This window comes from Streptomyces sp. NPDC060198 (assembly GCF_042728415.1).
Lineage (GTDB): Bacteria > Actinomycetota > Actinomycetes > Streptomycetales > Streptomycetaceae > Streptomyces.
In genome coordinates, this window is sequence record NZ_JBHWZJ010000035.1 from 1 (window position 1) to 26,452 (window position 26,452).

General features: G+C 73.1%; 22 protein-coding genes. 11 read left to right on the forward strand and 11 right to left on the reverse strand.

Annotated features, from left to right (window positions below):
• Positions 1-58 precede the first annotated feature (58 nt).
• On the reverse strand, positions 59-1,159 hold the full coding sequence (locus tag ACFWEP_RS07750) for an ALF repeat-containing protein (protein ID WP_387367284.1): 1,101 nt from the start codon (positions 1,157-1,159) through the stop codon (positions 59-61).
• Between the two features lie 371 nt (positions 1,160-1,530).
• On the opposite strand from ACFWEP_RS07750, the gene ACFWEP_RS07755 reads away from it, so the two are divergent.
• Entirely contained in the window at positions 1,531-2,766 is a 1,236-nt protein-coding gene (locus ACFWEP_RS07755; protein WP_387367203.1) for an aminotransferase class I/II-fold pyridoxal phosphate-dependent enzyme, read from the forward strand.
• A 14-nt stretch (positions 2,767-2,780) separates the two neighbouring features.
• Positions 2,781-3,827 carry an MBL fold metallo-hydrolase gene (locus ACFWEP_RS07760; protein ID WP_387367206.1) on the forward strand — a complete coding sequence of 349 codons (1,047 nt, stop codon included), beginning with the start codon at positions 2,781-2,783 and terminating at the stop codon, positions 3,825-3,827.
• A 30-nt stretch (positions 3,828-3,857) separates the two neighbouring features.
• Here the strand turns inward: ACFWEP_RS07760 and ACFWEP_RS07765 are convergent, their stop codons facing one another.
• Positions 3,858-4,934, reverse strand: coding sequence for a dipeptidase (locus tag ACFWEP_RS07765; protein ID WP_387367209.1), 1,077 nt, complete (start codon positions 4,932-4,934; stop codon positions 3,858-3,860).
• Positions 4,931-6,307 carry an amidohydrolase family protein gene (locus tag ACFWEP_RS07770; protein ID WP_387367212.1) on the reverse strand — a complete coding sequence of 459 codons (1,377 nt, stop codon included), beginning with the start codon at positions 6,305-6,307 and terminating at the stop codon, positions 4,931-4,933. The genes ACFWEP_RS07765 and ACFWEP_RS07770 overlap by 4 nt, the downstream gene beginning before the upstream one ends.
• A 173-nt stretch (positions 6,308-6,480) precedes the next feature.
• On the opposite strand from ACFWEP_RS07770, the gene ACFWEP_RS07775 reads away from it, so the two are divergent.
• Complete coding sequence (locus tag ACFWEP_RS07775) at positions 6,481-7,269, forward strand: IclR family transcriptional regulator (RefSeq protein WP_387367215.1); 789 nt, start codon at positions 6,481-6,483, stop codon at positions 7,267-7,269.
• Positions 7,266-8,213, forward strand: coding sequence for an ornithine cyclodeaminase family protein (locus tag ACFWEP_RS07780; protein ID WP_387367218.1), 948 nt, complete (start codon positions 7,266-7,268; stop codon positions 8,211-8,213). Before ACFWEP_RS07775 ends, ACFWEP_RS07780 begins: the two co-directional genes overlap by 4 nt.
• Positions 8,214-8,270: 57 nt before the next feature.
• Here ACFWEP_RS07780 and ACFWEP_RS07785 read toward each other — a convergent pair whose 3' ends face one another.
• Positions 8,271-8,885 carry a DedA family protein gene (locus tag ACFWEP_RS07785; RefSeq protein ID WP_387367221.1) on the reverse strand — a complete coding sequence of 205 codons (615 nt, stop codon included), beginning with the start codon at positions 8,883-8,885 and terminating at the stop codon, positions 8,271-8,273.
• Between the two features lie 2 nt (positions 8,886-8,887).
• Positions 8,888-9,670, reverse strand: a complete 783-nt coding sequence (locus tag ACFWEP_RS07790) for an MBL fold metallo-hydrolase (RefSeq protein ID WP_387367224.1) — start codon at positions 9,668-9,670, stop codon at positions 8,888-8,890.
• Between the two features lie 277 nt (positions 9,671-9,947).
• Between ACFWEP_RS07790 and ACFWEP_RS07795 the strand changes: the two genes are divergently transcribed.
• Complete coding sequence (locus ACFWEP_RS07795; RefSeq protein WP_387367227.1) at positions 9,948-12,230, forward strand: phage holin family protein; 2,283 nt, start codon at positions 9,948-9,950, stop codon at positions 12,228-12,230.
• A 31-nt stretch (positions 12,231-12,261) separates the two neighbouring features.
• On the opposite strand, the gene ACFWEP_RS07800 is transcribed toward ACFWEP_RS07795, so the two are convergent.
• The gene (locus ACFWEP_RS07800; RefSeq protein ID WP_387367230.1) at positions 12,262-13,314 is read right to left on the reverse strand and encodes a LacI family DNA-binding transcriptional regulator; all 1,053 of its coding nucleotides are present in this window, start codon (positions 13,312-13,314) and stop codon (positions 12,262-12,264) included.
• 157 nt (positions 13,315-13,471) lie between these two features.
• On the opposite strand from ACFWEP_RS07800, the gene ligA reads away from it, so the two are divergent.
• Positions 13,472-15,625: an NAD-dependent DNA ligase LigA gene (ligA, locus tag ACFWEP_RS07805; protein WP_387367233.1), complete on the forward strand. Its 2,154-nt coding sequence runs from the start codon at positions 13,472-13,474 to the stop codon at positions 15,623-15,625.
• Positions 15,626-15,683: 58 nt separating this feature from the next.
• Here the strand turns inward: ligA and ACFWEP_RS07810 are convergent, their stop codons facing one another.
• Positions 15,684-16,238, reverse strand: coding sequence for a GNAT family N-acetyltransferase (locus tag ACFWEP_RS07810; RefSeq protein WP_387367236.1), 555 nt, complete (start codon positions 16,236-16,238; stop codon positions 15,684-15,686).
• A gap of 145 nt (positions 16,239-16,383) precedes the next feature.
• On the opposite strand from ACFWEP_RS07810, the gene ACFWEP_RS07815 reads away from it, so the two are divergent.
• A complete protein-coding gene (locus ACFWEP_RS07815; RefSeq protein WP_387367239.1) occupies positions 16,384-17,130 on the forward strand; it encodes a YoaK family protein in 747 nt (248 codons plus the stop codon).
• A gap of 130 nt (positions 17,131-17,260) precedes the next feature.
• The gene (locus ACFWEP_RS07820) at positions 17,261-17,566 is read left to right on the forward strand and encodes a 4a-hydroxytetrahydrobiopterin dehydratase (protein ID WP_387367242.1); all 306 of its coding nucleotides are present in this window, start codon (positions 17,261-17,263) and stop codon (positions 17,564-17,566) included.
• Positions 17,567-17,690: 124 nt separating this feature from the next.
• Here ACFWEP_RS07820 and ACFWEP_RS07825 read toward each other — a convergent pair whose 3' ends face one another.
• From ACFWEP_RS07825 to ACFWEP_RS07835, 3 genes are all read right to left on the reverse strand, one after another.
• Entirely contained in the window at positions 17,691-18,518 is an 828-nt protein-coding gene (locus ACFWEP_RS07825; protein ID WP_387367245.1) for an aldo/keto reductase, read from the reverse strand.
• Between the two features lie 243 nt (positions 18,519-18,761).
• On the reverse strand, positions 18,762-20,564 hold the full coding sequence (locus tag ACFWEP_RS07830) for an AMP-dependent synthetase/ligase (protein ID WP_387367248.1): 1,803 nt from the start codon (positions 20,562-20,564) through the stop codon (positions 18,762-18,764).
• A 477-nt stretch (positions 20,565-21,041) separates the two neighbouring features.
• Positions 21,042-21,962: a LysR substrate-binding domain-containing protein gene (locus tag ACFWEP_RS07835; protein ID WP_387367251.1), complete on the reverse strand. Its 921-nt coding sequence runs from the start codon at positions 21,960-21,962 to the stop codon at positions 21,042-21,044.
• Between the two features lie 119 nt (positions 21,963-22,081).
• On the opposite strand from ACFWEP_RS07835, the gene ACFWEP_RS07840 reads away from it, so the two are divergent.
• Positions 22,082-23,125, forward strand: coding sequence for a bile acid:sodium symporter family protein (locus tag ACFWEP_RS07840; protein ID WP_387367254.1), 1,044 nt, complete (start codon positions 22,082-22,084; stop codon positions 23,123-23,125).
• Between the two features lie 121 nt (positions 23,126-23,246).
• Here ACFWEP_RS07840 and fdhD read toward each other — a convergent pair whose 3' ends face one another.
• On the reverse strand, positions 23,247-24,095 hold the full coding sequence (gene fdhD / locus ACFWEP_RS07845) for a formate dehydrogenase accessory sulfurtransferase FdhD (RefSeq protein WP_387367257.1): 849 nt from the start codon (positions 24,093-24,095) through the stop codon (positions 23,247-23,249).
• A gap of 567 nt (positions 24,096-24,662) precedes the next feature.
• Here fdhD and ACFWEP_RS07850 point away from each other — a divergent pair.
• Both ACFWEP_RS07850 and ACFWEP_RS07855 read left to right on the forward strand, forming a co-directional pair.
• Positions 24,663-25,613, forward strand: a complete 951-nt coding sequence (locus ACFWEP_RS07850; protein WP_387367260.1) for a beta-ketoacyl-ACP synthase III — start codon at positions 24,663-24,665, stop codon at positions 25,611-25,613.
• A 114-nt stretch (positions 25,614-25,727) separates the two neighbouring features.
• Positions 25,728-26,405, forward strand: a complete 678-nt coding sequence (locus tag ACFWEP_RS07855; RefSeq protein ID WP_387367263.1) for a GntR family transcriptional regulator — start codon at positions 25,728-25,730, stop codon at positions 26,403-26,405.
• The last annotated feature ends 47 nt before the right edge of the window (positions 26,406-26,452 follow it).

Here is a 26,452-nt window from a genome sequence, read left to right on the forward strand (position 1 = left end):
CGTCCGGCCCGTGCGCCACCGGTGAGGGGCACGGCCGTCGCGTCGTTGCGCCGACGGGTCAGCGCGTGGAGCCGGCGCGACGACGGTGCGCGGCGACCAGCAGGACGCCTCCGGCGGCCAGCGCCGCGACTCCGCCGCCGAACGCGAGGCTCGTACCGGGATCCGAACCGGTGGAGGCGAGCGGGCCGCCGCCCTGCGCCGTCACGATCCCGTTGCCGTCCGAACCGCCGGAAGCGGAAGCGGTGCCCGAAGCGGCGGCGGCGCTGCCACTGCTCGTGGCGTTGCCGTCGAAAGCCGGCTCGACCGTGCCGCCGCCGGTGGACACCGTGCCGGAGCCCGAAGTCCCGCCGGTCTGGGCGGTGCTGCCCGTGGCGGCCCCGCCGTCGGTTCCGGTCGATCCGTCGGTGCCGCCGTCGCCCGCCTGGGCGGCGTCCTTCTCGTCCTGCTCGCGGGCCTCGTACTGGCCCGACTCCAGGAACGCCACGCGGTCCTCCGGCGTGCCCTTCAGCGCCGCTTCGCCGGCCTCCCTGACGTGGGGTCCGCCCATCTGGACGATCCGGGCGACCAGCACCTTGTTGTCCGTGTCGCGGGCCACGTGCTGACCCGTCTCCAGGAAGGCGGCACGGTCCTCGGGCGTGCCATCGAGCGCCGCCTTGCCCGCCTCCCGCACGTGAGGGCCGCCGGTGCTGATGAGCTGGGCGACGAGGACACGGTTGTCCTCGTCGCGGGCCTCGTACTGGCCGGTCTCCAGGAAGGCGACACGGTCCTCGGGCGTGCCCTCGAGCGCCTTGCCGCCCTGCCGCTTCACCTCGGGGCCGCCGACGCCGATGATGCGCGCGACGGCGATGCGGTTGTCCTGGTCCCGGGCGGTGTACTGGCCGGTCGTCAGGAACGCGCGCATGGCGTCCGCGCCCCCGTCGATGGCCGCGCTGCCCTGCTCGGCCACCACGGAGCCCTTTCCGGCCGCGGCGATGAGGCGAAGGATCTCGATCCGGTCGTTCTCCTCCTGGTCCTCACCCTCCGAGGACGAGGACGACGGTGAGGTGTCCGTGGCCGAAGCCGTGGCGCGGTCGCCCGTGCCGGCCGCCGACGCGGGGGACGACAGCAGGAAGGCGGGCGCGACGGCGGCTGCGGCGAGCAGGGTGCCGACTCTGGACATCTTCAAGAAGAGCTCTCACTTCACCCGGGGAATCATCGTGTACGCGAGGTGAGTGTAGTGCGCACGACTGACAAGAGCCCACGGCAATCCGCTGGTTGAGCCCTCCCACGCGGTTTGACGCTGGCCGGGCGAGGCCCCGGGGCGGTCGCGGCGCGGACCGCACGGATTCGTCGCGAGGTACCGCGGGGAGCAGGTACGAGACCGGCCCCGGAACACGCGCCGCATGCGGGGCCGGGCCGCCGTGCGGGCGCGCCGACGCCTTGTCCGGGACGGCCCGCCGGGCGGGCACACCGGCCGGAACCTCCGTATAAAGGCCTGAGAGCGGCACGTGGGGCGGAGGCGGACGAGCATCGCGGCGGACGAGGAGGGCCATGCACCGGACCGAGTACGGCCCGCACGGTGCGCGGGAGGACCACGGGCCGGTCCGTTACGGCCCGCCCGTTCCCGAGCCGGGGCTCCCCGTCCTGCCCGAGCTCGTCGGCGTGCTGGCCGCCGCGGCCGGGGACACCCGGCCGGAACCCCCGGGTGGCGGAACGGTTCTCCGGGAGGCGGCCTGCGCCTACTGGGCCCGGCGGGGACTCGGCGGCGGACCGGCGGACGTCGCCGCCGCCCCGGGCACCCAGGCGCTGCTGCTGGGGCTCATCGCCGCGCACGGCGGCGACGTCCTCATGCCCCGGCCCTGCCCGGCGGCCTGGATTCCGCAGGCCCGGCTGCTCGGCCGGCCCGCCTATCACGTGCCGACCCCCGCCGAATGCGGCGGCGTGCCCGACCCCTACGCCCTGCTGGAGACCGTCCGCCGGGTACGCGCCGAGGGCGGCCGCCCCCGGCTGCTGGTGCTCTCGGTGGCCGACGACCCCACCGCCACCGTCGCGCCGCCCGAACTCGTCCGCGAGGCGTGCGAGGCGGCCGTCGCCGAGGGCCTCCACATCATCAGCGACGAGACCTGGCGCGACACCCTGCACCGCCCGCACGACACCGTGCTGCTCAGCCCCGCGGAGATGTGCCCCGACGACGTCACCGTCCTCACCGACCTGGCGGGCGCGCTCGCCCCGGCGGCCTGGCCCGTCGCGGTGGCACGCTTTCCCGCCACCCGTCGGGGTGCCGTGCTCCGCGCCCGTACCCTCGACGTCCTCACCGCGCTGGGCGCCCTCGTCACGACGCCGGTCGCCCGGGCCGCCGCGCACGCCCTGCGGGAGCCGGACGCGGTCACCCGCCGTATCCGGCAGGCCGCACGGCTCCAGGCGCAAGTCGCCGCCGCCGCCCACCGTGCCGTACTGGCGACCGGGGCACTGGCGAGACCCCCGCAGGCGGGCCGGCACCTCTACGCCGACCTCGGGCCGCTGCGCACCCGGCTGGCCGAGCGCGGGGTGACGGACTCCATGGAGCTGGAGGAGTACCTCACCGAACGGCTGGGCGCCCCGACTCCGGGCGGGCACCGGTTCGGGGACGAGCTGGGGGCACTGCGGGCACGACTGGGGACCGGCGGCCTGGTGGGAGCGACCCCGGACCAGCGGGCCGCGTCCCTCACGGCGGCGGCGCCGCTGGAATTGCCGCACGTCGGATACGCGCTGAGCATGTTCGCAGCGGCTTTCGACGAACTCCGGTGACGGGAGACTCCGCGATGACCGAACAGACCGGGCCTGTCCGTACCGAGGCGGACCGGGAGCCCCGAGGAGAACCGGGCGCGCGGACCGGGAGCCCGCCCGCCGGGGAGCGTGTCTGGCCGAAGACCTTCGCCGACCGGCTCACCGCGCCCCTGCCGGGAATCAGGGCCATGACCCGGCTGGTCCGCGAACGCTCGCTGCGCCCGGACGCCGCAGGTCTCAGGGGTGTCCACCTGCTGCCGTTCGATCCGGCGCCGCTGCCCTTGCCCGGCCAGGACGCGGTCACCTGGGCCGGGCACGCCAGCTGGATCGTGCGCATCGGAGGGCTGAACGTCCTCACCGACCCCGTCTGGTCCCGGCGCATCCTCGGCACCCCGGCCCGGATCACCCCGGTGGGCGTGGCGTGGGAGGACCTCCCGTCCGTGGACGCGGTCGTCGTCAGCCACAACCACTTCGACCACCTGGACGCCCCGACGATCCGCAGACTCCCGCGCGACACGCCGGTGTTCGTGCCCGCAGGGCTCGCCCGGTGGTTCAGGCGGCGCAAGTTCACCCGGGTCACCGAACTCGACTGGTGGGAGACGGCCGAACTGCGGGGCGTAAGCTTCGCGTTCGTCCCCGCGCACCACTGGTCGCGACGGACCCTCCTCGACACCTGCCGGTCGCTCTGGGGCGGCTGGGTCCTCACCGACACGACGAACGCCCCGGGGTCGCCGGGGCGCAAGGTCTACTTCGCCGGGGACACCGGGTACGGCCACTGGTTCCGGGAAATCGGCCGCCACCACCCGGGCATCGACCTGGCGTTGCTGCCGATCGGCGCGTACGCGCCCCGGTGGTGGCTCGCCGACGTGCACACCGACCCCGAGGAGGCGGTGCGGGCGTACGAGGACCTCGGCGCCAAGGCCATGGCGCCGATGCACTGGGCGACGTTCCTGCTCTCCGCCGAGCCCGTGCTGGAGCCGCTGGTGCGGTTGCGGGCCGCCTGGCAGCGCGCGGGCCACCCGCGCGAGCGCCTCTGGGACCTGCCCGTCGGCGGCTCGCGCGCGCTCGGTGAATCCGCCTGACCCCGTGTACGGCCGGGTGCGGCCCGGGCGTCAGCCCCAGACGCGCTCCGCGTAGTCGGCGAAGTTCCGGCCGAGGATCTTCTCGATGCGCCCGGAGCCGTAACCGCGCTTCTCCAGCAGCCGGATCAGCTCGCGGAACTGGTCCACGCCCCGCAGGTCGACCACGAACGGGTAGGTGTCGGCCCGTTCGCCCGCGGCGCCGACGCCCGCCGCCCGGCGTTCGGCCACGTGCGCCGCGAGAGTGGCGGCGTAGGCGTCCAGATCGTCGACGGCGGTGACCGGCCCGTCGGTGCCTATGCCGACGGCGTCCTCGCCGCAGACGTTCACGGCGTGGGCGATGTGCTCGACCACGTCGGCGGCCGTGGCGTGCCCGGTGGGGTTGAGGAAGGGCATGAAGTAGATACCGACGAAGCCTCCGCGTCCGGCGACCAGCCGTAGTTCCTCGTCGGTCTTGTTGCGCGGCAGGTCGGTGACCGCCCTGCACCCCGTGTGGTTGACGGAGACGGGCCGGGCGGAGATCCGGGCCGCCTCCAGACAGGTGTTCTCGCCGCTGTGGGAGAGATCCACCATCATGCGGGCCTCGCCGACCGCCTCGACCACCTCGCGGCCGAACGGGGTCAGACCCCGGTTCTCCGGCGCCATCGATCCGTCGCCCAGGTGGTTCGCCTGGTTGTACGTCAACTGGAAGACGCGTACGCCGCGTTCCTGGAAGGTCGCGATACGTCCGAGGTCGTCTCCCACGGCCACGCCGTTCTGGAAACCGTAGATCACCCCGATCCGGCCTTCGTCCTTCGCGCGGTACAGGTCGGAGGCCGTACGGACGTGGAGCAGATCCCCCGGATGCGCGGCGATCAGCCCGTCCCACACGTCGAGTTCGTGCAGGGTGTGCGCGTACGGAGGCATGTCGCCCATCACGTACCCGAGGGTGATGTTGACGGCGTTCATCCCGGAGGCGCGTGCTTCGGCGATGGCCCGGTCGTCGACGGCCAGCTCGTCGATGGTCTGCAGGAGCTGCCCCGCTCCTTCGGCGGCTTCGGGGGCATTGGGGTTCTGCAGCTCGCCCAGGGCGTTGACGATCAGCATGTCGTGGACGGAGGTGGTGGTCATCGGCCGTTCGTGCCTTCCGGGTTCGTGGTCGTGCCGGACGCGTCGGCCGTGTCCGCCGTCGGGGTGCTCTCCCGGGTGAATTCCGGGCGTTCGAGGCGCAGTCCGCGCTTCACCACCGTGGTGACGGTACGCAGATTGCGGATGTCCGCCAGTGGATCGTCCTTCAGCACGACGAAGTTGGCGAGCTTGCCCTCGGCGACCGTCCCCATGGAGTCCTCCGCGCCCATGCTGCGGGCCCCGACCAGGGTGGCCGACCGGATGGCCTGCGCGGCGGGCATGCCGCACCGCTCCACCAGGAAGACCAGTTCGTCGTGGACCGAGGGGTAGGGCTGCCCGGGGGCGGTCTCGTAGTCGGTGCCCGTGCTGATCTCGACCCCCGCCCGGAACGCCTGCGCCGTGAGGGCCGCCGAGAGCTCCGCGTTGTCCCGCGCCCTGGCCTTCTCCTCGGGGGTGTCCGCGTCGTCGGCGAGCCACTCCCAGAGCGTGTTCGTGGCGTCGAGCACCGTGCCCCGCTCCCGCATCCGGGCGAACAGCCCGGCCATCTCCGGATCGTCACCGGCCAGGAAGCGGTCCCGGTCCACCGGCGGCTTGTCCTTGTACGTGGTCAGCGCGCGCCCCGCGAACTCGTGCACCAGCAGGTGGACATGGGAGACCGAGTCCACCCCGGCCTCCACCACCTCGGCCGGGGAGGCGGGGAACACCGCCGCGTGCGCCCAGACCGCCAGCCCCTGCCGGTGCGCTTCGGCGGTGATCGCCGAGACCAGCGAGCCCGGCAGGTCCGCGTAGATCTTGACGGCGCCGGCGTACGTACCGGCGGCCCGGGCGACGGCCAGCGGCAGGTCGGTCTCCTCCGTGATGGCCTGCATCCACGGCACACGGCCGGGCACCGCGCCCTGCGAGACCTGCCAGGTGCGCGGGTCGTCGAAGAACCCGGGACCGGCGGTCAGCGCCGCGTAGTGGATGTCCGGGCCGGGGATCTCCCCGACCAGCGTGGAGCGCGCCAGGTCGGCGACGTGCCGCAGGTCGTCGGCCATGTCGCGGATCGCCGTGACGCCGCCGTAGACCTGGCGGCGCAACGCGGCTTCGGCGACCGGGCGGTTGGGCGGGGTCGCGATGTGCTGGTGCGAGTCGATCAGGCCCGGCACGACGAACGCGCCCTGCAGGTCGACGACTTCGGCCTCCGCGAGGAGGGCGACGGAGATCTCGCCGTCCGGCGCGACCGTCCGGATGCGGTCACCGTCCACCACGATCGAGGTGGACGGTCGCGCGGCGCCGCCGGTGCCGTCGATCAGCGTGGCACCCCGGTACAGCACCACCGTTCCCTCCGCCGGGGCGGCGAAGGGGGCGGGAGCACCGACATCCTCGTGAGCCATCGGGAGCACACCTCTCCGTCATTGCCGCACCGGGCGGCCTGCTGATTACAACTGTTGTCATACTGGTTCCGTCTGTGGAAACATACGCTACCGTCCTTACTCCCGTGATCGGCAAGGGTTTGCCGTAAGAAGTCCCGGGGGGATTCGACTTGAGGAGAGGGGTGGGACCGGGGATGCCCAAGTCCGCCAGTTCGGCCGTCGACAAGGCCCTGGACCTCGTGGAGGCGGTCTCGCGGTCCGAACGTCCGCTCCGGCTGAGCGAGATCGCCGACGAGGTCGGGCTGCACCGGCCTACGGCCTACCGGGTCCTCGCCGACCTGGTCCGCCGAGGCTGGGTGCTGCGCTCCGGCGACCACTACCTGCCGGGCGCCGCCGCCCTCCGGCTCTCGCGCACCGCCGCCGCCAACTCCCTGGTGACGCTGGCCCGTCCGATCCTCGAAGCGCTCGCCGGCCGTACCGGCATGATGGTCAACCTCCAAGTGCTGGAGCACGACCGCTCGCGGGTGCTCGACGCGGTCCGGCCCGCCCGGCTGGAGATGATCAGCCTGCTCACGGACCGGACGCTGCCCGTACACCGGTTCGCCGGGCCGCTGGCCCTGGTCGCCGCGCTGCCGCCCGCGGCTCGCGCCCCCTATCTGCGGCCCGCCGCGGAAGCCGGACACCCGATGCAGGGCCCCGAGGGTCTTCTCGGCGACCTGGCCACGGTGGAGCGCACCGGGTTCGCGGTGGAGCGCGGCCGCAACGAGGCGCTGGTCGCCTCCGTCGGCCGCGCCGTCCTCGCGGGCCCCGGCCGGCCGCTCTGCGCGCTCACCGTGGTCGGACCCGACGCGGAGTTCGACGAGCCGACACTGGCTGCGCTGTGCGAGGCGCTGCGGGACGCCGCCGCCGCCGTCGCGGAGCTGCTGGGCGTGGGCACGGCGGCGGAACCCGGGGAGCGGACGGACGAGGGGGAGAAGGGATGACGGACGAGGTGCTCGTACTGGACGCGGCGCGGACCCGCGCCGGGCTCGACCCGGACCGGTTGGCCCAGGCGCTCACCCACGCCCTCGTCGCGGTGGCGCGCGGGACGGTGTCCGCACCGCCGAGGATCGCCGCCGAAGCACCCGCCGGCCTGCTCGGTGTGATGCCCGCCCACGTCCCCGGCCTCGGCCTCGCCGCCAAGCTTGTCTCCGTCTTCGCCGACCCCGCGGTCCCCGGACGCAGCTCCCACCGGGGAGTGGTGGCCCTCTTCGACGAGAAGGACGGGCGGCCGCTGGCGGTGATGGACGCCGAGAGCATCACGGCCGTGCGGACCGCCGCCACCGCGACGCTCGCCCTGCGCGCGCTGGCCGGCCCGGACGTGGACCGGATCGCCGTGCTCGGCACCGGCGCGCAGGCGGCGGCCCAGCTCGACCTGCTGGCGCGCCAGTACCCCGACACCTCCGTCGTGGTCGGCGGCCGGGACCCGGAGCGCGCCCGCTCCCTGGCCGCCCGGCATCCGCGCGCCACGGCCGACACCGTCGAGGGCGCCGTGCGCGGATCGGGCGCCGTGCTCTGCTGCACCGGCGCACGTGCACCGGTGATCCGTCGTTCCTGGCTGGCCGAGGGCGCCCATGTCGGCTCCGTCGGCGGCTCGCACGGACCCGAACTGGACGGGCCGACCGTGGAGGGGGGCTCGCTCTTCGTCGAGTGGGCCGGAGCGGTCACCGCCCCGCTGCCCGCCGGCGCCCACGAGCTCCAGGGCCTGGACCCCGGCCGGGCCACCCTCCTCGGCGAGGTCCTGGACGGCAGCCATCCGGGCCGTCGCGGTGTCGCCGAGCTGACGGTCTTCAAATCCACCGGGCATGCCGCGCTCGACGTGGCCGCGGCAGCCGTCGCGTACGCCGGGGCGCGGGAGGCGGGCAGGGGCGTCAGCCTCACGTTCTGACGGGGCCGCCCGGGACTCTGACGGGGCCGCCCGGGGCGAGGTCTCCCGGCGGCCGGGTCAGTGCCCGAACCGTGCCCGCAGGCCGCGCCACCCGGCGGGCACGCCGCTGATCAGCAGCGTCAGCGCCACCGCGGCCACCACCCCCTGCCACGGCTCGGGGAAGAGCGAGCCGCCCAGGATGCCGATCAGCTGATACGTGGCCGCCCAGGCCAGGCACGCCGGAACATCACCCCGGGCGAACCGGTGCAGCGGCATCTCGCCCAGCAGACACGCCAGCATCACCGGTATCCGGCCCGCCGGGACCAGCCGCGACAGCACCAGCACCATCACCCCGTGCTCGTCCAGCTTCCGCTGCGCCTGCGCCAGCCGCTCCGGGGCGGCCCGGTCGGTGATGACCTTCAGCCACTTCGACCCGTTCTTCGACCGGACCCCGCGCTTGCCCAGCCAGTACAGGCAGATGTCCCCGAGGAACGCCGCCGTCGCCGCCGTCAGGAAGACGTACAGCAGGGAGAACGGCGAGGACTGGTGGAACGCCACCACGCCCGCCGAACTCACCAGCGCCCCCGTCGGCACCACCGGCACCAGGGAACCCAGCGTCACCAGCGCGAAGAGCGTCGGATACCCGACGGCCTGCTGGGTCCCCTCGGTCGGCAGCCGTACCAGATCATCCATGATCACCGGCGGACCTCCGGCAGAACCCGTTCGCCGTGCGCCGGCAGATGGACCGCCACCTCGGGAGCCAGCAGCGCCGCCTGCCGCACGAACTCGGAGCCCGGCGAGTGGAACTCGTGCGGACGCACCCCGTCCATCCCGATCGGCCAGAACGTACCCCAGTGGACCGGTACCGCCGAGCGGGGAGCGAGCCGGGCCAGGGCCTCCGCCGCCCGTGCGGCGTTCAGATGGCCGGGACCCAGACGGGGCCCCCAACCGCCGACCGGCAGCAGCGCCACGTCGACCGGACCCACCTCCTTCGCCATCTCCTCGAACAGACCGGTGTCCCCGGCGAAGTACGTACGCGCCTCGCCCTCCACCACGTAACCGAGCGCCGGAACCCGCTGCGGGCCGACCGGGAGGCGCCTGCCGTCGTGCTCGGCCGGCACCGCGCGTACGGTCACCCCGCCGATCCGTACCGCGTCGCCGGGCGCCACCTCGGTGATCCGCAGGTCCCGCATCCGCCGCACCACCAGCAGACCGGGCACCGCGCGGAGCGTTCCCTCCGGCACGATCAGCCGGGTGCCGGAGGCGACCCTGGCCAGCGACGGCAGGTGCAGATGGTCGGAGTGGAGGTGGGAGACGAGTACCACGTCGGCCAGCGCCGCCGACGCGGGTGGAACGGCGCCGGAGCGGCGGCGCAGATGCGCGAACCGGCGCACGAAGAGCGGGTCGGTCAGCACCCGCACGCCGGAATCCTCGATCGTGCAGGTGGCATGCCCCCACCAGGTGACCTCCACCGGCACCCCGCCTCCTCTTCCTCTGCTACTTCCGCCCGCCCGGACGCTTCTCGTACCGGCGTTCCGGGCTCGGCACGCTCCGACGAGCCGGTACGAGCCTATGCCTCCCGCACCGGGCGCCGACCCGGGGTCTGCCCCCTCCCACGGGACGTACACCTGTGCCCGCGGACCGGACCGTGAACCTCGCAGAAGGGCTGTGCGAAGCTGGTGGGCGGGCCCTGAAGGGTGTCCCGGGGCACGCCTCGGACCGACCGGCCCGGACGTACGGAAAGGCGGAGCGGGCGTGGGAGCCGGGCGATGGCGCAGGGCGGGCAGTGCCCTGCTGCGGGTGGCGGCCGTGTGGGCGGTCTCCACCCTGACGATGCTCGCCCTCGCGGGAGTCCTCCCCGACTTCCAGCTCCAGTCCGACGACGGCGACACCATCACCAAGACCGCGTTCACCGCCGCCTGGGGAGCGGGCGCCTTCGGACTGCTCTCCGCCCTCGTCTGGCCCGTCGTGGTCAGAGCCCTGCTGGTGGTCCCCGCGCTGGTTCTCGGCGCGCTGGTCTTCTTCCTCAACGGCTCCCTGCTGCTCGTGGCCCTCTGGCTGATCCCGGACGGACGCGGCACCGCGAACCCGGAGACCGCCGTGGCCGTCGCCGCGGTGATGTCCGCCGTGGCATCGGCGGCCTCCACCGCCCTCGCGGTCCGGGACGACGACGCCTACCGGCGGCGGCTCTCCCGCCTCGCCGACCGGCGGCGCAAGCGCGTCCCCGGCGACGCCGGGGACGGCCGGAGCGGTCCGCCGGGCACGGTCTTCATCCAGCTCGACGGGGTCGGCCACGACGTCCTCACGAAGGCCGCCACCGCCGGGCTGATGCCCACCGTGGCCGGCTGGCTCGCCGACCCCGAAGGCCACCGGCTCACCCCCTGGCGCACCGACTGGTCCAGCCAGACCGGCGCCAGCCAGCTCGCCCTGCTGCACGGCTCCAACCACGACGTACCGGCCTTCCGGTGGTACGAGAAGGAGACCGGCACCGTGATGGTCTCCAGCCGCCCCGCCAGCGCTCTCGAACTCCAGCGCCGGGCCGTCGCGCGCACCCACGACGCCGGCCTGCTCTCCCTCGACGGGGCCAGCCGGGGCAACCTATTCAGCGGGGGAGCCGACCAGCTCGCCCTCGTCCTCTCCATGGCCGGCCGGTTCGGCAAGGGCCGCAGGTCGCGCGCCGGCTACTTCGCCTACTTCTCCGACCCGGCCAACGCCGTCCGCACCGCGCTCTCCTTCGTCGCCGAGGTCGGCCGCGAGATGGGCCAGTCCACCCGGTCGCGGCTGCGCAAGGAGCATCCGAGGGTCAAGCGCGGCGGGCTCTACCCCTTCATACGGGCCTTCGCGACCGTCGTCGAACGCGACGTCGTGGTCGCCGCCGTCATCGGCGACATGTTCGCCGGACGGACCGCCGTCTACGCCGACCTCGTCGCCTACGACGAGGTCGCCCACCACTCCGGGCCGTACAGCCGCGACGCCGACAAGGTCCTCGCCCGGCTCGACCGCTCCCTCGCCCTCATCACCAAGATCACCGGTCACACCCCCCGCGCGTACCGGATCGTGCTCCTCTCCGACCACGGCCAGAGCGTCGGGGAGACCTTCGCCGGACGGTACGGGCTGACCCTGAAGGACCTCGTACGGGCGGGCTGCGGCCTCCCCGTACCCCGACGCGCGCAGCGCACCCTCAGCGCGTCCGAGGCACGCGACGCGGTGCGCATCGCGCTCCACCGGCCCGTGCAGGAGACCGAGGCGGCGCCCGCCGCCGTCGCCGCCTCGGACCCGGTCGTGCTCGCCTCGGGGAACCTCGGCCTGATCTCGTTCCCCGGCATCGGGGGCCGTGCCTCCCGCGAGGAGCTCGACCGCCGCCACCCCGCTCTGCTCAGGACCCTGGCGAACCACCCGGGGATCGGCTTCCTGCTGGTCCGCAGCGAGGAGCACGGCTCGGTCGTCCTCGGAGCCGGCGGGGCCGAGGTGCCGGTGGCGGAGCTGCGGGACGACGAGGGACCGCTCGCCGGCTTCGGTCCCGGTGCGGCGGACGCGGTACGCCGCACCGACACCTTCCCGCACGTCGCCGACGTGATGGTGAACTCGATGTACGACCCCGCGACGGGGCAGGTACACGCCTTCGAGGAGCAGATAGGTTCGCACGGAGGGCTCGGCGGCCCGCAGTCACGGCCTTTCCTGCTGTGGCCGCGCGGCATGACCGACCCCCTCGACGCGCTCGCCGACGAAGCACCGGCGCCCGGCGCGGCGGAGCGGCCCGAACAGGGCCCGGTGCCGCACACGGTCGCGGTGGGGAAGCCCGCGCCCGTCCCGGCGCCGCACGTCGGCCCGGTCGGGGCCGAGGCGGTCCACCGGGTGCTCAGGCGCTGGCTGCGGGAACCCTCCGGGCCGCAGGTGCCGCTGCGCCCCGAGGGGCTCGCGGGCGTTTCGCACGTCGACCGGCCCGTTCCGCGCGCCCGGGAGGCAGCGGGCCGCCCGGGCGCGGACGCCGTACGGCCGGAAGCGGACGGCACGACGGCCCGCGGCCCGCGCGGCTGACCGCGGCGCGGGCCCTTCGGCGCCCCGTCCCTCAGGCCGACTCCCGGCCCACCAGCACCGAAGGGAAGACGACGGACGGCGCCGGCCCGTCGGAGGTACGTATCTGCCGCAGCAGCAGCCGGGCCATCTCGGCCGCCATCTCCTCCACCGGCTGGCGCACCGTCGTCAGCGGCGGATCGCAGGCCAGCGCCGCACTGCTGTCGTCGAACCCCACCACCGCGACGTCGGACGGCACGTCGAGACCGGCCCGCAACAGGACCGGCAGCGCGCCCAGCGCCATCAGGTCCGACGCGACGAACACCCCGTCCAGGTCCGGGCGCTCGCCCAACAGCCGCTTCATCGCCGACGCACCGCCCGCGTGCGTGAAGTCGCCCTCGGCGCTCGGCACGTCCGTGATCCCGTGCGCCGCCAGCGCCTCCAGGAACCCGCTCAGCCGGGCCCGTCCCGCGGGCCGGTCCTGCGGGCCCGCCACCGTCACCAGCCGCCTGCGCCCCAGCGCGACCAGATGGTCCGCCGCGAGACCCGCCCCGGCGTGCTGATCGGCCTCCACGTGCGTGAGCGGGGTGGGCTGCGCCGGAGCGCTCGCCAGCACGGCGGGCAGCCGGGTCCCGTGCAGCAGCCCGGGCAACGGGTCGTCGGCGTGCGAGGAGATCAACACCACCCCGTCGACGTGCCCCTGCCGCAGGTACGACAGCAACTGCCCCCGGGAGACCGCGTCGTCCGCCAGCATCAGCACCATCTGGATGCCCGCCGGGCGCAACACGTCCAGCAGACCGGTGACGACCCGCCCGAAGTGCGGGTCGGAGAACATCCGCCCCACGAACGGCTCGGCCACCGCGCGGCGTTCGCGCTCGGAGACCACCAGCGCGATCGAGTCGGTGCGCCTGGTCACCAGCGAACGCGCCGCGCGGTTCGGCACGTACCCCGTGGCGGCGACCGCCTCTTCGACGACCTGGCGCAGCACCGGATCGACCGTGGTCGCCCCGTTGATCACCCGGGAGACGGTGGCGCGGGAGACACCGGCCACCGCGGCAACGTCCTCCAGGGTCGCGGGACGCACGGGAGGTGACACATCGGCAGTCATGCAGCATTTATACCGGGACCGGCTGCGGCCCGGACGGTGAGCCGGCAACGAGGTGATCTTCGGAGGTGATCTTCGGAGGTGATCTTCGGAGTGATCCCCGGGCGGGGGAACCGGCCGCCGCCGTCCGCGCGGCTCGTTGTCAGTGGTGGACGGCAGGATGGTGGCCATGACGAACTCAGCCGTCGCGCTCGCCGACGCCACCGCCTACGCCGCCGCCGTCGAGGAGGCCACCCGCGCCGCCGCCGCGTACTACGCCACCGGGGACAGTGCGCTCGACGACGACGCGTACGACCGGCTGGCGCGAGCGATCGCCGCCTACGAGACGGCGCATCCCGAGGACGTGCTGGCCGACTCGCCCACCGGCAAGGTCGCGGGCGGCGCGGCGGTCGGGGACGTCCCCCACACCGTCCCGATGCTCTCGCTGGACAACGTCTTCTCCGGCGAGCAGTTCGCGACCTGGACAGCCTCGCTGGAGCGCCGGATCGGCAGACCGGTCGAGGCATGGAGCGTCGAGCCCAAGCTCGACGGCCTCGCGGTGGCCGCCCGTTACCGCGCGGGACGGCTGGAACGCCTCGTCACCCGCGGCGACGGCACCGCCGGCGAGGACGTCTCGCACGCCATCGGGACCGTCCTCGGACTGCCCGAGGAGCTCGCGGCGCCGGTCACCATCGAGATGCGCGGCGAAATACTCATGACCACCGAGCAGTTCGAGCAGGCCAACACCGTCCGCACCGCCCACGGCGCGTCCCCCTTCGTCAACCCGCGCAACGGCGCCGCAGGCACCCTGCGCGCCAAGGACCGGCCCTATCGCGTCGAGATGACCTTCTTCGCCTACGGCGCGCTCCCGCTGCCGGACTCCGGCGACCTCGCGGAGCGTCTGCGGGAACTGCCGCACAGCGAGGTCCTCGCGTACGTCGCGGGCCTCGGCGTGCACACGGCGGCGGACACCCCCGTCGCCCCGCGCACCCTCGGGACGGTGGAGGACGTACTGGCACGGGTGGAGGAGATCGGCGCGCTCCGGGCCTCCCTGGCCTTCGGCATCGACGGCATCGTCATCAAGGCGGACCACGCCGCCGACCAGCGCGAGGCGGGCAACGGCACCCGCGCGCCGCGCTGGGCCATCGCGTACAAACTCCCCGCCGTGGAGAAGGTCACCCGCCTGCTCGCCGTCGAGTGGAACGTCGGCCGCACGGGCATCATCGCCCCGCGCGCCGTGCTGGAACCCGTGGAGATCGACGGCTCGACGGTCGGCTTCGCCACCCTGCACAACCCCGCCGACATCACCCGCCGTGACCTGCGCGTCGGCGACATGGTGATGGTCCACAAGGCGGGCGACATCATCCCGCGCGTGGAGGCGCCCGCCGTCCACCTGCGGACGGGGGAGGAGACGCCGATCGAGTTCCCCGGCGTCTGCCCGCAGTGCGGCTCCGCGATCGACACGAGCGAGCAGCGCTGGCGGTGCGTCCGGGGCCGCGACTGCCGGCTGGTCGCCTCCCTCTCGTACGCCGCCGGCCGGGACCAGCTCGACATCGAGGGCCTCGGGGCCACCCGGGTCGTCCAGCTCGTGGAAGCCGGACTCGTCTCGGATCTCGCCGACCTCTTCACCCTGGAGCGCGAGCAGTTGCTCGGCCTGGAGCGGATGGGGGAGACGTCCACGGACAACCTCCTCGCGGCCCTCGACACGGCGCGCTCCCGCCCGCTCTCCCGCGTCTTCTGCGCCCTCGGCATACGCGGTACCGGCCGTTCGATGTCCCGCCGCATCGCCCGGTACTTCGCCACGATGGACCGGATCGTCGCGGCCGACGCCGAGACGCTCCAGCGGGTGGACGGCATCGGTACGGAGAAGGCGTCGGCCGTCGTCGCCGAACTGGTCGAACTGGCCCCGCTGATCGAGAAGCTGGTGAAGGCGGGAGTCAACATGACCGAGCCGGGCGCCACCCCGCCGCCGGAGCCCGGCACCCAGGAGCCCGGCACCGAGGAGCCGGCCGCCGACGCCGCCTCCGCCGACGGGAACGGCACCACCGCCGACGACGGGCCGGAACTGCCGCTGGCCGGAATGACCGTCGTGGTCACCGGGGCGATGACCGGAGCGCTGGAGAAGCTCTCCCGCAACCAGATGAACGAACTCGTCGAGCGCGCGGGCGGAAAATCCTCGTCCAGCGTCTCCGGGCGCACCAGCCTGCTGGTCGCCGGGGAGAAGGCGGGCTCGAAGCGCACCAAGGCGGAGGGCCTCGGCGTACGCATCGCCACGCCGGAGGAGTTCGCCGTGCTCGTCGCCACACACCTGGAGGCGGAGGAAGAGGTCGCCTGAGGGCCGGGGGCGGGGGCCCGGCACGGGTCCTCCGGCGCGGGCGTCCGTACGGGGATCCCTACGTCCCCGAGCCGCTCCACCGGACCTCGCCGTCCTCCACCACCCCGGACGCCCGCAGCCCGAGTGCCCGCGCGATGCCCGTCGACGCGTCGTGCCCGGGGCGGATGTACGCGACCAGCTCGCCCACGCCCCGCGCGCGCAGCCAGGAGGCCATGGCGAGCGCCCCCTCGCGCCCGTATCCCGCGCCCTGATGGCCGACGCCGATCACCCAGGCGACCGAGGCCTCGACCGACGCCTCGGTCGAGTGCCCGGCGGCGGGCCGCCGGTACAACGTGGCCTGGACCGTGCCGATCAGCACCCCGTCCGACGTCCTGCGCAGCATCCAGTTCAGCCACCCCTGCGAGCCGTCCGGCGACCGGCCCGCCGACTGGCGCGCGTACCGCGCTTCGAGCTGCGCGAGTGAGTCGGGCGTCCCACCGGTCCAGGTGTGAAGCCGGACATCGCCGAACACGGACACCGCCTCGTGGGCGTGCTCCACGCGGAGCGGTTCCAGGGAGAGCCGTGGTGTCACCAGGGGAATCGCGGTGAGCCATGGGGTCGGTCGAGCAGGCATCGGCGCAACCTAGCGCGAATCAGCGGGGAGGGACAGCGAATCCGCGTCCGAGGAGGCGAGCCGGCCGAGCGGCAGCGTGTCGGTGATGGCGCCACGAACGCGAAGGACGGGACAATCCGACGCCCCCACTGATCGGAGCGCACCGATGCCGACCCTGCTGCGCGAGGCATGGGCCACCCTGGTCCCGGATCCGGCGGGCCGCCACGGCCCTCTGCCGCCCATGATGCTCGTCCTGACCGTCGTCACCGGCCTGGTGGACGCGGTCAGCTATCTGGAACTGGGGCGGGTCTTCGTCGCCAACATGACCGGCAACGTCGTGTTCACCGGGTTCGCCCTCGCGGGGGCCCCCGGGTTCTCGCTCGCCGCCTCCCTGGTGGCCCTCGCCGCCTTCGTGGCGGGGGCCTTCGCCGGGGGGCTGATCGCCCACCGCACCCGCGCGGCCGGGCACCGGGGCCGACTGCTCCTGTACGCCCTGCTCGCCGAGACCGTGTGCGTGGTGGCCGCCTTCGTCGTCACCCTGGCTTCCGGTACCCCGTACGTGGGCGGTGTGCGGTTCACGCTCGTCGTACTGCTCGCCCTCGGCCTCGGTACCCAGAACGCGGCCTCCAGGGCACTCGCCGTGCCGGATCTCACCACGACCGTGCTGACGCTCACGATCACCGGCACGGCCGCCGACAGCCGGCCGGCCGGCGGGGCGGGCAGCCGGGCGGGGCGCCGGGCGCTGTCCGTCGCCGCGATGTTCCTGGGCGCGCTCGGCGGCGCACTGGCCGTCCTGCACGGGCAGCCGAGACTCCCGCTGCTGCTCGCCGCCGTCCTCCTCGTGGCGGTGACGCTCGCGGCGGTCCCGGCGGCGAGGGGCGCCCGGGCGTGGGCCGCCACCGGTGGCGCTTGAGCCGTGTCGGGCGGGACGTTCGGGGGACGTCCGGCGGATCATGACCGCAGTCGCCGGACGCCCCCGGTACGGTGCCCGCCGTCCCGGACCACCGTCCTCGAAATCCGTACCGTCCGTGAAGGAGCCACGCATGCCCACCGAACCGCTGACGCCGGCCGAGATCGAGGAAGGGCTGGGCGAACTGCCCGGCTGGGAGTACGAGGGGGACCGGCTGACCCGTGCCTACCGGCTTCCGTCCCACTTCGCCGCCGCCGCGTTCACCCTGCACATCGCCCGGATCCAGGACGAACTGAACCATCACTCGGATCTGACCCTCGGGTACAACACTGTCTCCCTCGCCGTGCACACCCATGACGCGGGCGGCGCCGTCACGGCCAAGGACCTCGCACTGGCCGCCCGGGTGACCGCCGCAGCGCCGGCCCACGGCGCCGGGTAAGGGCTGCGGGACACCCTCTACGGAGCGTCGAGCGGGGCGGACACGCCGACGGCGTCCCACCGCGGCTGTGGTGGGACGCCGTCGAGCCGGACACGCGCGTCGGAGGCGGCGTGTCCGAGAGGGGTCAGTTGAACTCTGCCGGGTTCGGGCCGAGGCGCTTGCCCTCGTCGAGTGCGGCGAAGGCGGCCAGGTCGTCCGCGTCCAGCTCGAAGTCGAACACGTCGATGTTCTCGGCGATCCGCGACGGCGTCACGGACTTGGGGATCACGACATTGCCGAGCTGGAGGTGCCAGCGCAGAACCACCTGGGCCGGCGTACGGCCGTGCTTCTGGGCCACCGCGACGACGGTCGGAACCTCAAGGAGACCCCGGCCCGAGCCGAGCGGGGACCACGCCTCGGTGGCGATGGAGTGCTTGGCGTGCGTGGCGCGGGACTCGGCCTGCTGGAGCTGCGGGTGGAGCTCGATCTGGTTGATCACGGGGACCACCGAGGTCTCGGCGACGAGCCGCTCGATGTGCTCCGGCAGGAAGTTCGAGACGCCGATCGCCTTCGTGCGGCCGTCGGCGAGGAGCTTCTCGAAGGCCCGGTACGTGTCGACGTAGCGGTCCTTCTCGGGCGTCGGCCAGTGGATCAGGTACAGGTCGACGTAGTCCAGGCCCAGCTTGTCCAAGGAGGCGTCGAAGCCCTTCAGCGTGGCGTCGTAGCCCTGGTCGTCGTTCCACAGCTTCGTGGTGACGAAGAGCTCGTCGCGCGCCACACCGGAGGCGGCGATGGCCTTGCCCGTGCCCGACTCGTTCCCGTAGATCGCGGCGGTGTCGATGCTGCGGTATCCGGCTTCGATCGCCGTGGCGACAGCGCGCTCCGCCTCGTCGTCCGGCACCTGCCAGACACCGAAACCGAGCTGCGGCATGTCGACGCCGTTGTTGAGGCTGAGGGAGGGGACCTTGCTCACGAGCGGTCGATCCTAACGTCGATGGTAATGACACCTGCCGCAACGACCGGGGCGACCGATCCATTCCCGGATTCGCCCCGATGGCCGTCCGACAGGAACGGGCGGTCCCGAGAGGAACAGCGGGAACAGCCGTGGGTCCCTCGACCGGTTCCCGGGGACCGCCCTCCGTAATCCTCTCCCCCGCCCCTTCCCGTGCCCGCTTCCCGCGCGGGCCGCCCGGTCCGGCGGCGGCCCGGACCGCGCTCAGCCGTAGAGCGCGTCCACCTCGACCGAGTACGCGGTCTCGATCGCCTTCCGCCTCAGCTTCAGCGACGGCGTGAGCAGGCCACGCTCCTCGCTGAACCGGTGGGCCAGGATGCGGAACGTACGGATCGACTCCGCCTGCGAGACGGCGGTGTTGGCCGCCACCACCGCGCGCCGTACCTCCATTTCCAGGTCCGGGTCCCGGACGAGTTCGGCCGGTGGCAGAGGACCCCGTCCCTGCATCGCGAGCCAGTGGTCCACGGCCTCCTGGTCCAGTGTCACCAGGGCCGCGATGTAGGGGCGGTCGTTACCGACCACGATGCACTGGGCGACGAGCGGATGTGCCCGTACCCGCTCTTCCAGGCCGGCGGGGGAGACGCTCTTGCCGCCCGAGGTCACCAGGATCTCCTTCTTCCGCCCGGTGATCGTCAGGTAACCGTCCTCGTCCAGCGCCCCGAGGTCGCCCGTGGCGAGCCAGCCGTCGTGCACCACGGCGGCCGTCGCCTCCGGGTTGCCCAGGTAGCCCGCGAACACCTGGCCTCCGTGCACCCACACTTCGTTGTCCTCGGCTATGTGCACGGTGGTGCCCGGGATGGGCTGGCCGACGGTTCCGTACCTGACGCGGCCGGGAGGGTTGCCGGTCGCCGCGGCGGTGGTCTCGGTGAGGCCGTATCCCTCGTAGATCTCGATGCCCGCGCCCGCGAAGAACAGCCCCAGCCGCCGTTCCATGCCCGAGCCGCCGGACATCGCGTGGCGTAGCCGGCCCCCCATGGCGTCCCGGAACCTCTTGTAGACGACCTTGTCGAAGAACTGGTGCTGCACGCGCAGACCCGGTGACGGGCCGGGGCCCGTGCCGAAGGTCCGCTGTTCCATCGCCTCCGCGTACCGGACGGCGACTTCCGCGGCCTTGTCGAACGGGCCGATCCGCCCCTCCGCCTCGGCCCGGCGGCGGGCACCGTGGAAGAGCTTCTCGAATATGTAGGGGACGGCCAGGACGAACGTCGGACGGAACGACTCCAGGTCCGGCATGAGGGCGCCGGCCGAGAGCTCGGGCTGATGGGCGAGGGTCACACGGTTGCGCAGGGAAGCGACCTCCACCATGCGCCCGAAGACGTGGGCGAGCGGTAGGAAAAGCAGGGTGGACGGCTCGTCGCCCGGTCTGGAACGGAAGACCGGTTCCCAGCGCTGGGCCATGGTGTCGGCCTCGAACATCAGGTTCGCATGGGTGATCAGACAGCCCTTGGGGCGGCCCGTCGTCCCCGAGGTGTACACGACGGTGGCCACGGAGTCGGGGGTCACCGCACGCCGGTGACGGTGCACCACCTCGTCGTCGATCCGGGCCCCTGCCTCCATCAGCTCGGCGACCGCGTCGCCGTCGAGCTGCCAGAGCCGCTTCAACCGGGGCAGCCGGTCGATCACCGAGCCCACCGTCATGGCGTGGTCCTCGTGCTCCACCATGATCGCGGCGACCTCGGCGTCGTGCAGCATCCACAGGACCTGTTCGGCCGAGGACGTGGGATAGACGGGTACCGACTGGGCGCCCAGCGTCCACAGGGCGAAGTCGAAGAGCGTCCATTCGTAGCGCGTGCGGGACATCAGGGCGACCCGGTCGCCGAACCGGATGCCGTGCGCCACGAGCCCCCGCGCGAGGGCCAGCACCTCGTCGCGGAAGGTCTCGGCAGTGACGTCCTGCCACTGCCCGTCCGCGTCCTTCCGGCCGAACGACACCCGTTGCGGATCATCGTGTGCCTGTTCGAAGACGGTGTCGGCAAGGCCCCCGACCGGACGTCGTGCGGCTGCCATGGGTGGGACGGTGAACTCGCGCAATGACCTGCTCCTTACGGCGCTCCGCACAGCGCCGCGACGCTACCCCAACGAGAGGGGGCTTGGGAGGGGAAAAGGCCCGCCCGCCCAGGCGTCGAGCGCCGGGCATGCGTCGAAATCCGGCCAGATGGGCAAGGCTCGGGCGCACTTCTGACCCTGGAGTAAGCACGTGCCGCCCTTTCTGCACAGAATCTGTACAGGTGGGAGGCCCGTGCGTCCCCGGCCGAGGGCTCCGGGACGGCTGCGCGCCGATCCGTGCGGTCGGCGCACGGCGGCCTGGCCGGCAGGCGGTCTTTCGGTGGGACCTCCGATGTCGGAGCGGTCGGAGCGGCACCGGAGCGGCTGGCTCTTCGATCGCTCCGGTGCCGGTCACCCACTCGCCATGCGACCGGCACCCGCCCGGGCCCGCCGGACCCACCCGGACCGCCGTAGCCGAGCGGACTGCGGATCGGCAGATCAGGAGACGGGCGTGGCGCCCTGCTCCTCCCGGTCCGGGGTGTCCCCCGGCCCGCCGAAGCCCCGGTGCAACCGGTCCCCGCCCGCCAGGATCGCGGCGGCCAAGGCGTCCGCCGCCTCGGGCGAGCCGCCCCGGCGATGGCCGTGCAGCAGGACGAAGTCGACGTCGCCGAGGTCCGGCAGTCCGGCCCGGGCCGGTACCTGCACCAGCCCCGGCGGGATGAGCCCCCGGGTGTGCGCCATCACGCCCAGTCCGGCGCGGGCCGCCGCGACGAGCCCGCTCAGGCTGGTGCTCGTGCACGCCAGTCGCCAGGACCGGCCGTGCCGTTCCAGCACTTCCAGGGCACGGGCCCGGGTGATGCCGGGTGGCGGGAAGACGATCAGCGGCAACGGCCGTTCCGGGTCGATCCGCAGCTGCGGCGCCCCGATCCAGGTCAGGGCGTCCCGTCCCACCAGCTCCCCGTGGGTGTCCCCGGCCCGGCGCTTGGCCAGCACCAGGTCCAGCCGGCCCGCGTCGAGCGACTGGTGGAGCGAGCCGGACAGCTCCACCGTCAGCTCCAGCTCGACCTCCGGGTGCTCCTTGCGGAACCCCTCCAGGATCTCCGGGAGCCGGGTCAGTACGAAGTCCTCCGAAGCGCCGAAGCGCAGCCTTCCGCGTAGCCGGGTCCCGGCGAAGAAGGCCGAGGCCCGTTCGTGCGCCCGCAGGATCGTTCCGGCGAAACCGAGCATCGCCTCACCGTCCTCCGTGAGGTCCACCCGGTGCGTGTCCCGCGTGAACAGCTGCCGGCCCGTGGCCTCCTCCAGCCGCCGGACGTGCTGGCTCACCGTGGACTGCCGGACTCCGAGCCGCCGCGCGGCCTGGGTGAAGCTCAGGGTCTGGGCGACGGCCAGGAAGGTGCGGAGCTGTGCGGGGTCGTACATGAGGTCAGGTTATCGCGATCCGTGATCACAGTGAGTTCGGTATGCGGGTTTCCCGATGGGGCCGGTCGGTAGCAGAATGGCGACTGTATACATTCGACCGTGAGACGAACGTGGAGCACATGAGCCCCCGCACCCTGAGACTGCCGTCCTGGCTGCCCGTCGACCCGTACATCCTGGCGCTCATCGGGACTGTCGTGGTCGCCGCGCTGCTCCCGGCGTCGGGCACCGCCGCCGACGTGGCGGGCCACACCTCCACCGGTGCGGTCGCGTTCCTCTTCTTCCTCTACGGCACCCGCCTCTCCACGGCCGAAGCGATGGACGGTCTGCGCCACTGGCGGCTCCACCTGACCGTGCTGTGTTCCACCTTCGTGGTCTTCCCGCTGCTGGGACTCGCGAGCAAGGGCCTCGTTCCCTTCGTGCTGAGCCCGCAGCTCCAGTCCGGGTTTCTCTTCCTCTGCCTGGTGCCGTCCACCATCCAGTCGTCGATCGCCTTCACCTCGATCGCGCGCGGGAACGTTCCTGCCGCGATCTGCGCGGGCTCGTTCTCGAGCATCGCCGGGATCGTGATCACTCCGCTGCTCGCCGCCCTGCTGCTCGGCGGCTCCGCCGGTGGCTTCTCCACCGACTCCCTGGTGAAGATCGTCCTGCAGCTGCTCGTCCCCTTCCTGGTGGGACAGCTCCTGCGCCGCTGGACCAGCGGCTTCCTCGGACGCCACAAGAAGATCCTGGGCTATGTCGACCGGGGTTCCATCCTGCTCGTCGTCTACACCGCGTTCAGCGAGGGCATGGTCGCCGGCATATGGCACCAGGTGACCCCGCTGCGGCTCGTCGCGCTGCTGGCCGCCGAGGCTGTCCTGCTGGCCGTCATGCTCCTGATCACCTGGCAGGGAGCGAAGCGGCTCGGCTTCGACCGCGCCGACCGGATCGCCATCCAGTTCGCCGGATCGAAGAAGAGCCTGGCCTCCGGGCTGCCGATGGCCAGCGTCCTGTTCGGCGCGCACGCGAGCCTCGCGGTCCTGCCGCTGATGCTCTTCCACCAGATGCAGCTGATGGTCTGCGCGGTCATCGCGAAGCGCCGCTCCCGCGACCCGGAGGAGCCGGAGGCGGCCTCGGGGCCCGCGTCCGGGGCAGCCGTCGAGGGTGCGGCGGCCACCGCGAGCTGACGGAGGGCGGGAGCGGAGGGCGACCCCGCAGAACGGGGCCCGCCCTTCGCCCGTCCACGTGGTCCCGGCCCGCCGTACCGCCCGTCCCGTACGGCGGGACGGGACCGCGGGCAGGACGGCCTCAGCCTCCGGTGACCGGGGCCCTCAGCGCGACGCGGTGCTCACCCGCGTACACGTTCATCGACGGCCCCCGCAGGAAACCGACCAGGGTCAGTCCGCTCTCGGCCGCCAGGTCGACGGCGAGCGACGAGGGCGCCGACACCGCGGCCAGGAACGGAATCCCGGCCATCACCGCCTTCTGCGCGAGCTCGAACGAGGCCCGCCCCGACACCAGCAGGACCGACCGCGACAGCGGCAGCCGGTCGTCCGTCAGGGCCCGCCCGACCAGCTTGTCGACCGCGTTGTGCCGGCCGACGTCCTCCCGGACGTCCACGAGCTCGCCCTCCTCGGAGAAGAGGGCCGCCGCGTGCAGCCCGCCGGTCCGGTCGAAGACCCGTTGCGCCGCGCGCAGCCGGTCGGGCAGGGCCGAGAGCAGCTCGGGCGTCACCTGTACCGGAGGCTCGTCGGCCACCGGATACCGGGTCGTCGTCCGTACCGCGTCGAGACTGGCCTTGCCGCAGAGCCCGCACGAGGACGTCGTGTACACATTGCGTTCGAGGGTGATGTCGGGAACCACGACGCCCGGTGCCAGCTGCACGTCCACCACGTTGTACGTGTTGACGCCGTCCGCCGTCGCCCCCGCGCAGTAGACGATCGACCGGACCTCGGACCCGGCGCCGATGACGCCCTCGCTGACCAGGAACCCGGCCGCCAGTGCGAAATCGTCGCCCGGAGTGCGCATCGTGATGGCGAGCGGCTTGCCGTTGAGGCGGATCTCCAGCGGCTCCTCGGCGACGAGCGTGTCGGCGCGGCTCGACACCGCCCCGTCCCGGATGCGGAGAGTGCGGCGTCGCTCGGTGACCCGTCCCATGGTTCAGACCCGATTCCTGTACGTAAGGAGGCCTCGGCGCCCTTGCGGCGGAGGCCTCCGCCCTTCCCGGGCCCTCGCGCGGCCCCGGTCAGCTTCACGATCTCATTGTCCGCTACACGCCCCGGGAGCCGCAGGGTCCCCGTTCCCGCAGTCTTAGCTGGTGGCCGGTGGCTGGTGGCCGGTGGCCGTCATGCCGGGGTACGGAACGGAACCTGACGGGCCGCCGGGCCTGCGGGAGCGAAACGGCGGAACGCCGCCCGTCCGGAGCACGCCTGCAGCCACACGCCTGCAGCCAAAGGGTTGTCCCGCGATTCGTGGTGGATCAGTGCGCGGTGTCGGATGCGGTGCATCGCAAGGCGGAGGGGCGTCCGCATTCTGGATGTAGCGGGACGTTCCGACATTGCGGCGAGGTGCCGTGGCCGTCGTCGCGCACCCGCCAGGAATCGCGGGACAGCCCTAAGGCTCCAACCCGCGGTCCGTATTCCTGTCGGATCACGTGCCCCCGTACCGGACAGTAGCGACCAACACTGGATGGTTCCTGCCATACGTAGCGAGGGGAACCCGTACATGACCGGCTCACGTGTCGTGGCGCTCGGCCACTACCAGCCCGCGAAGGTGCTGACCAACGACGATCTTGCCGCCATGGTCGACACCAGCGACGAGTGGATCACCAGCCGCGTCGGCATCAGAACCCGTCATGTGGGGGGCCCGGACGAACCGGTGGACGAGCTGGCCGCGCACGCCGCCGCCAAGGCGCTCGCGGCGGCGGGACTCCAGGCCTCCGAGATCGACCTCGTCCTCGTCGCGACGTCCACGGCCATCGACCGCTCGCCCAGCATGTCGGCGCGGGTCGCCGCACGGCTGGGCATGGGCTCCCCGGCGGTGATGGACATCAACGTGGTCTGCTCGGGCTTCACCCACGCACTCGCCACCGCCGACCACGCGATCCGCGCCGGTGCGGCAACCCGCGCACTGGTCATCGGCGCCGACAAGATGGGCGACATCGCCGACTGGACCGACCGCAGCACCTGCGTCCTGGTCGGCGACGGGGCGGGCGCCGCCGTGGTCGTGGCGGAGCCGGAGGACAGCGGCACACCGGGCATCGGTCCGGTGCTGTGGGGCTCGGTGCCGGAGATGGGCAACGCCGTGCGGATCGAGGGAACGCCGCCACGCTTCGCCCAGGAGGGCCAGTCCGTCTACCGCTGGGCCACCACGCAGCTGCCGCCCATCGCGCGCAGCGTGTGCGAGAAGGCGGGGATCGCCCCCGAGGACCTGGCGGCGGTCGTGCTGCACCAGGCGAACCTCAGGATCATCGAACCGGTGGCCCGCAAGATCGGCGCGGTCAACGCAATCATCGCCCGGGACGTGGTGGACTCCGGGAACACCTCCGCGGCGTCCATCCCCATGGCCCTCTCCAAGCTGGTGGAGCGGGGCGAGATCGAGAGCGGCGCGCCCGTCCTGCTCTTCGGTTTCGGTGGCAACCTCTCCTACGCCGGCCAGGTCATCCGCTGCCCGTGAGGCGTCCGTCGTCCCAGGTGCCGCCGCTGTTCATGAGACGGATATGGTCCTGCGGATCTTGATCGGTAGACTGTAGACGATAAGCAATTACTCGCCGCCCGGAGGGGGAGCGCGATGTTGTTTGCAGGACTGCCGCAGGGGGCCGTGCCGAAACTGGAACGACCGGGCCCGTTGCGCGAACGCGTGTACGAGGCGCTGCTCGAACTCATCACCATCCGCGCCCTCCGGCCCGGTCAGCACCTGGTGGAGAGCGAACTGGCCGGCCAACTCGGCGTGTCCCGGCAGCCGGTGCGCGAGGCGCTCCAGCGGCTCAACACCGAGGGATGGGTCGACCTGCGCCCCGCCCAGGGCGCCTTCGTGCACGAGCCGACCGAGGAGGAGGCCGACCAACTGCTCTCGGTCCGCACCCTGCTGGAGGCCGAGGCCGGGCGGCTGGCCGCCGCCCACGCGGACGCGGACGGTGTGGCGGCGCTGGAGGAGCTCTGCGACCGGGGCGAGGCGGCGGTCGCCGAGGACGACGTCGATCTCGCGGTCGCGCTGAACGCCGAGTTCCACGCCAAGGTCATGGAACTGGCCAAGAACGTGGTGCTGTCGGCCCTCGCCGCCCAGGTCGGGCGTCGGGTCCGCTGGTACTACACACCGGTGGCCCGCCGACGGGGGAAGCAGTCCTGGACCGAGCACCGTGAGCTGATCGCCGCCATCGCGACCCACGACGAGCAGCGCGCCACGGAGATCATGCGGGCGCACACGGAGCACACCCGCCGGACGTACCACGAGCGCGAGAGGGGCTGACCCGGGGCCGCGGTCCAGGGCACGGAGCCCCGGCCCGCGAGGGGACG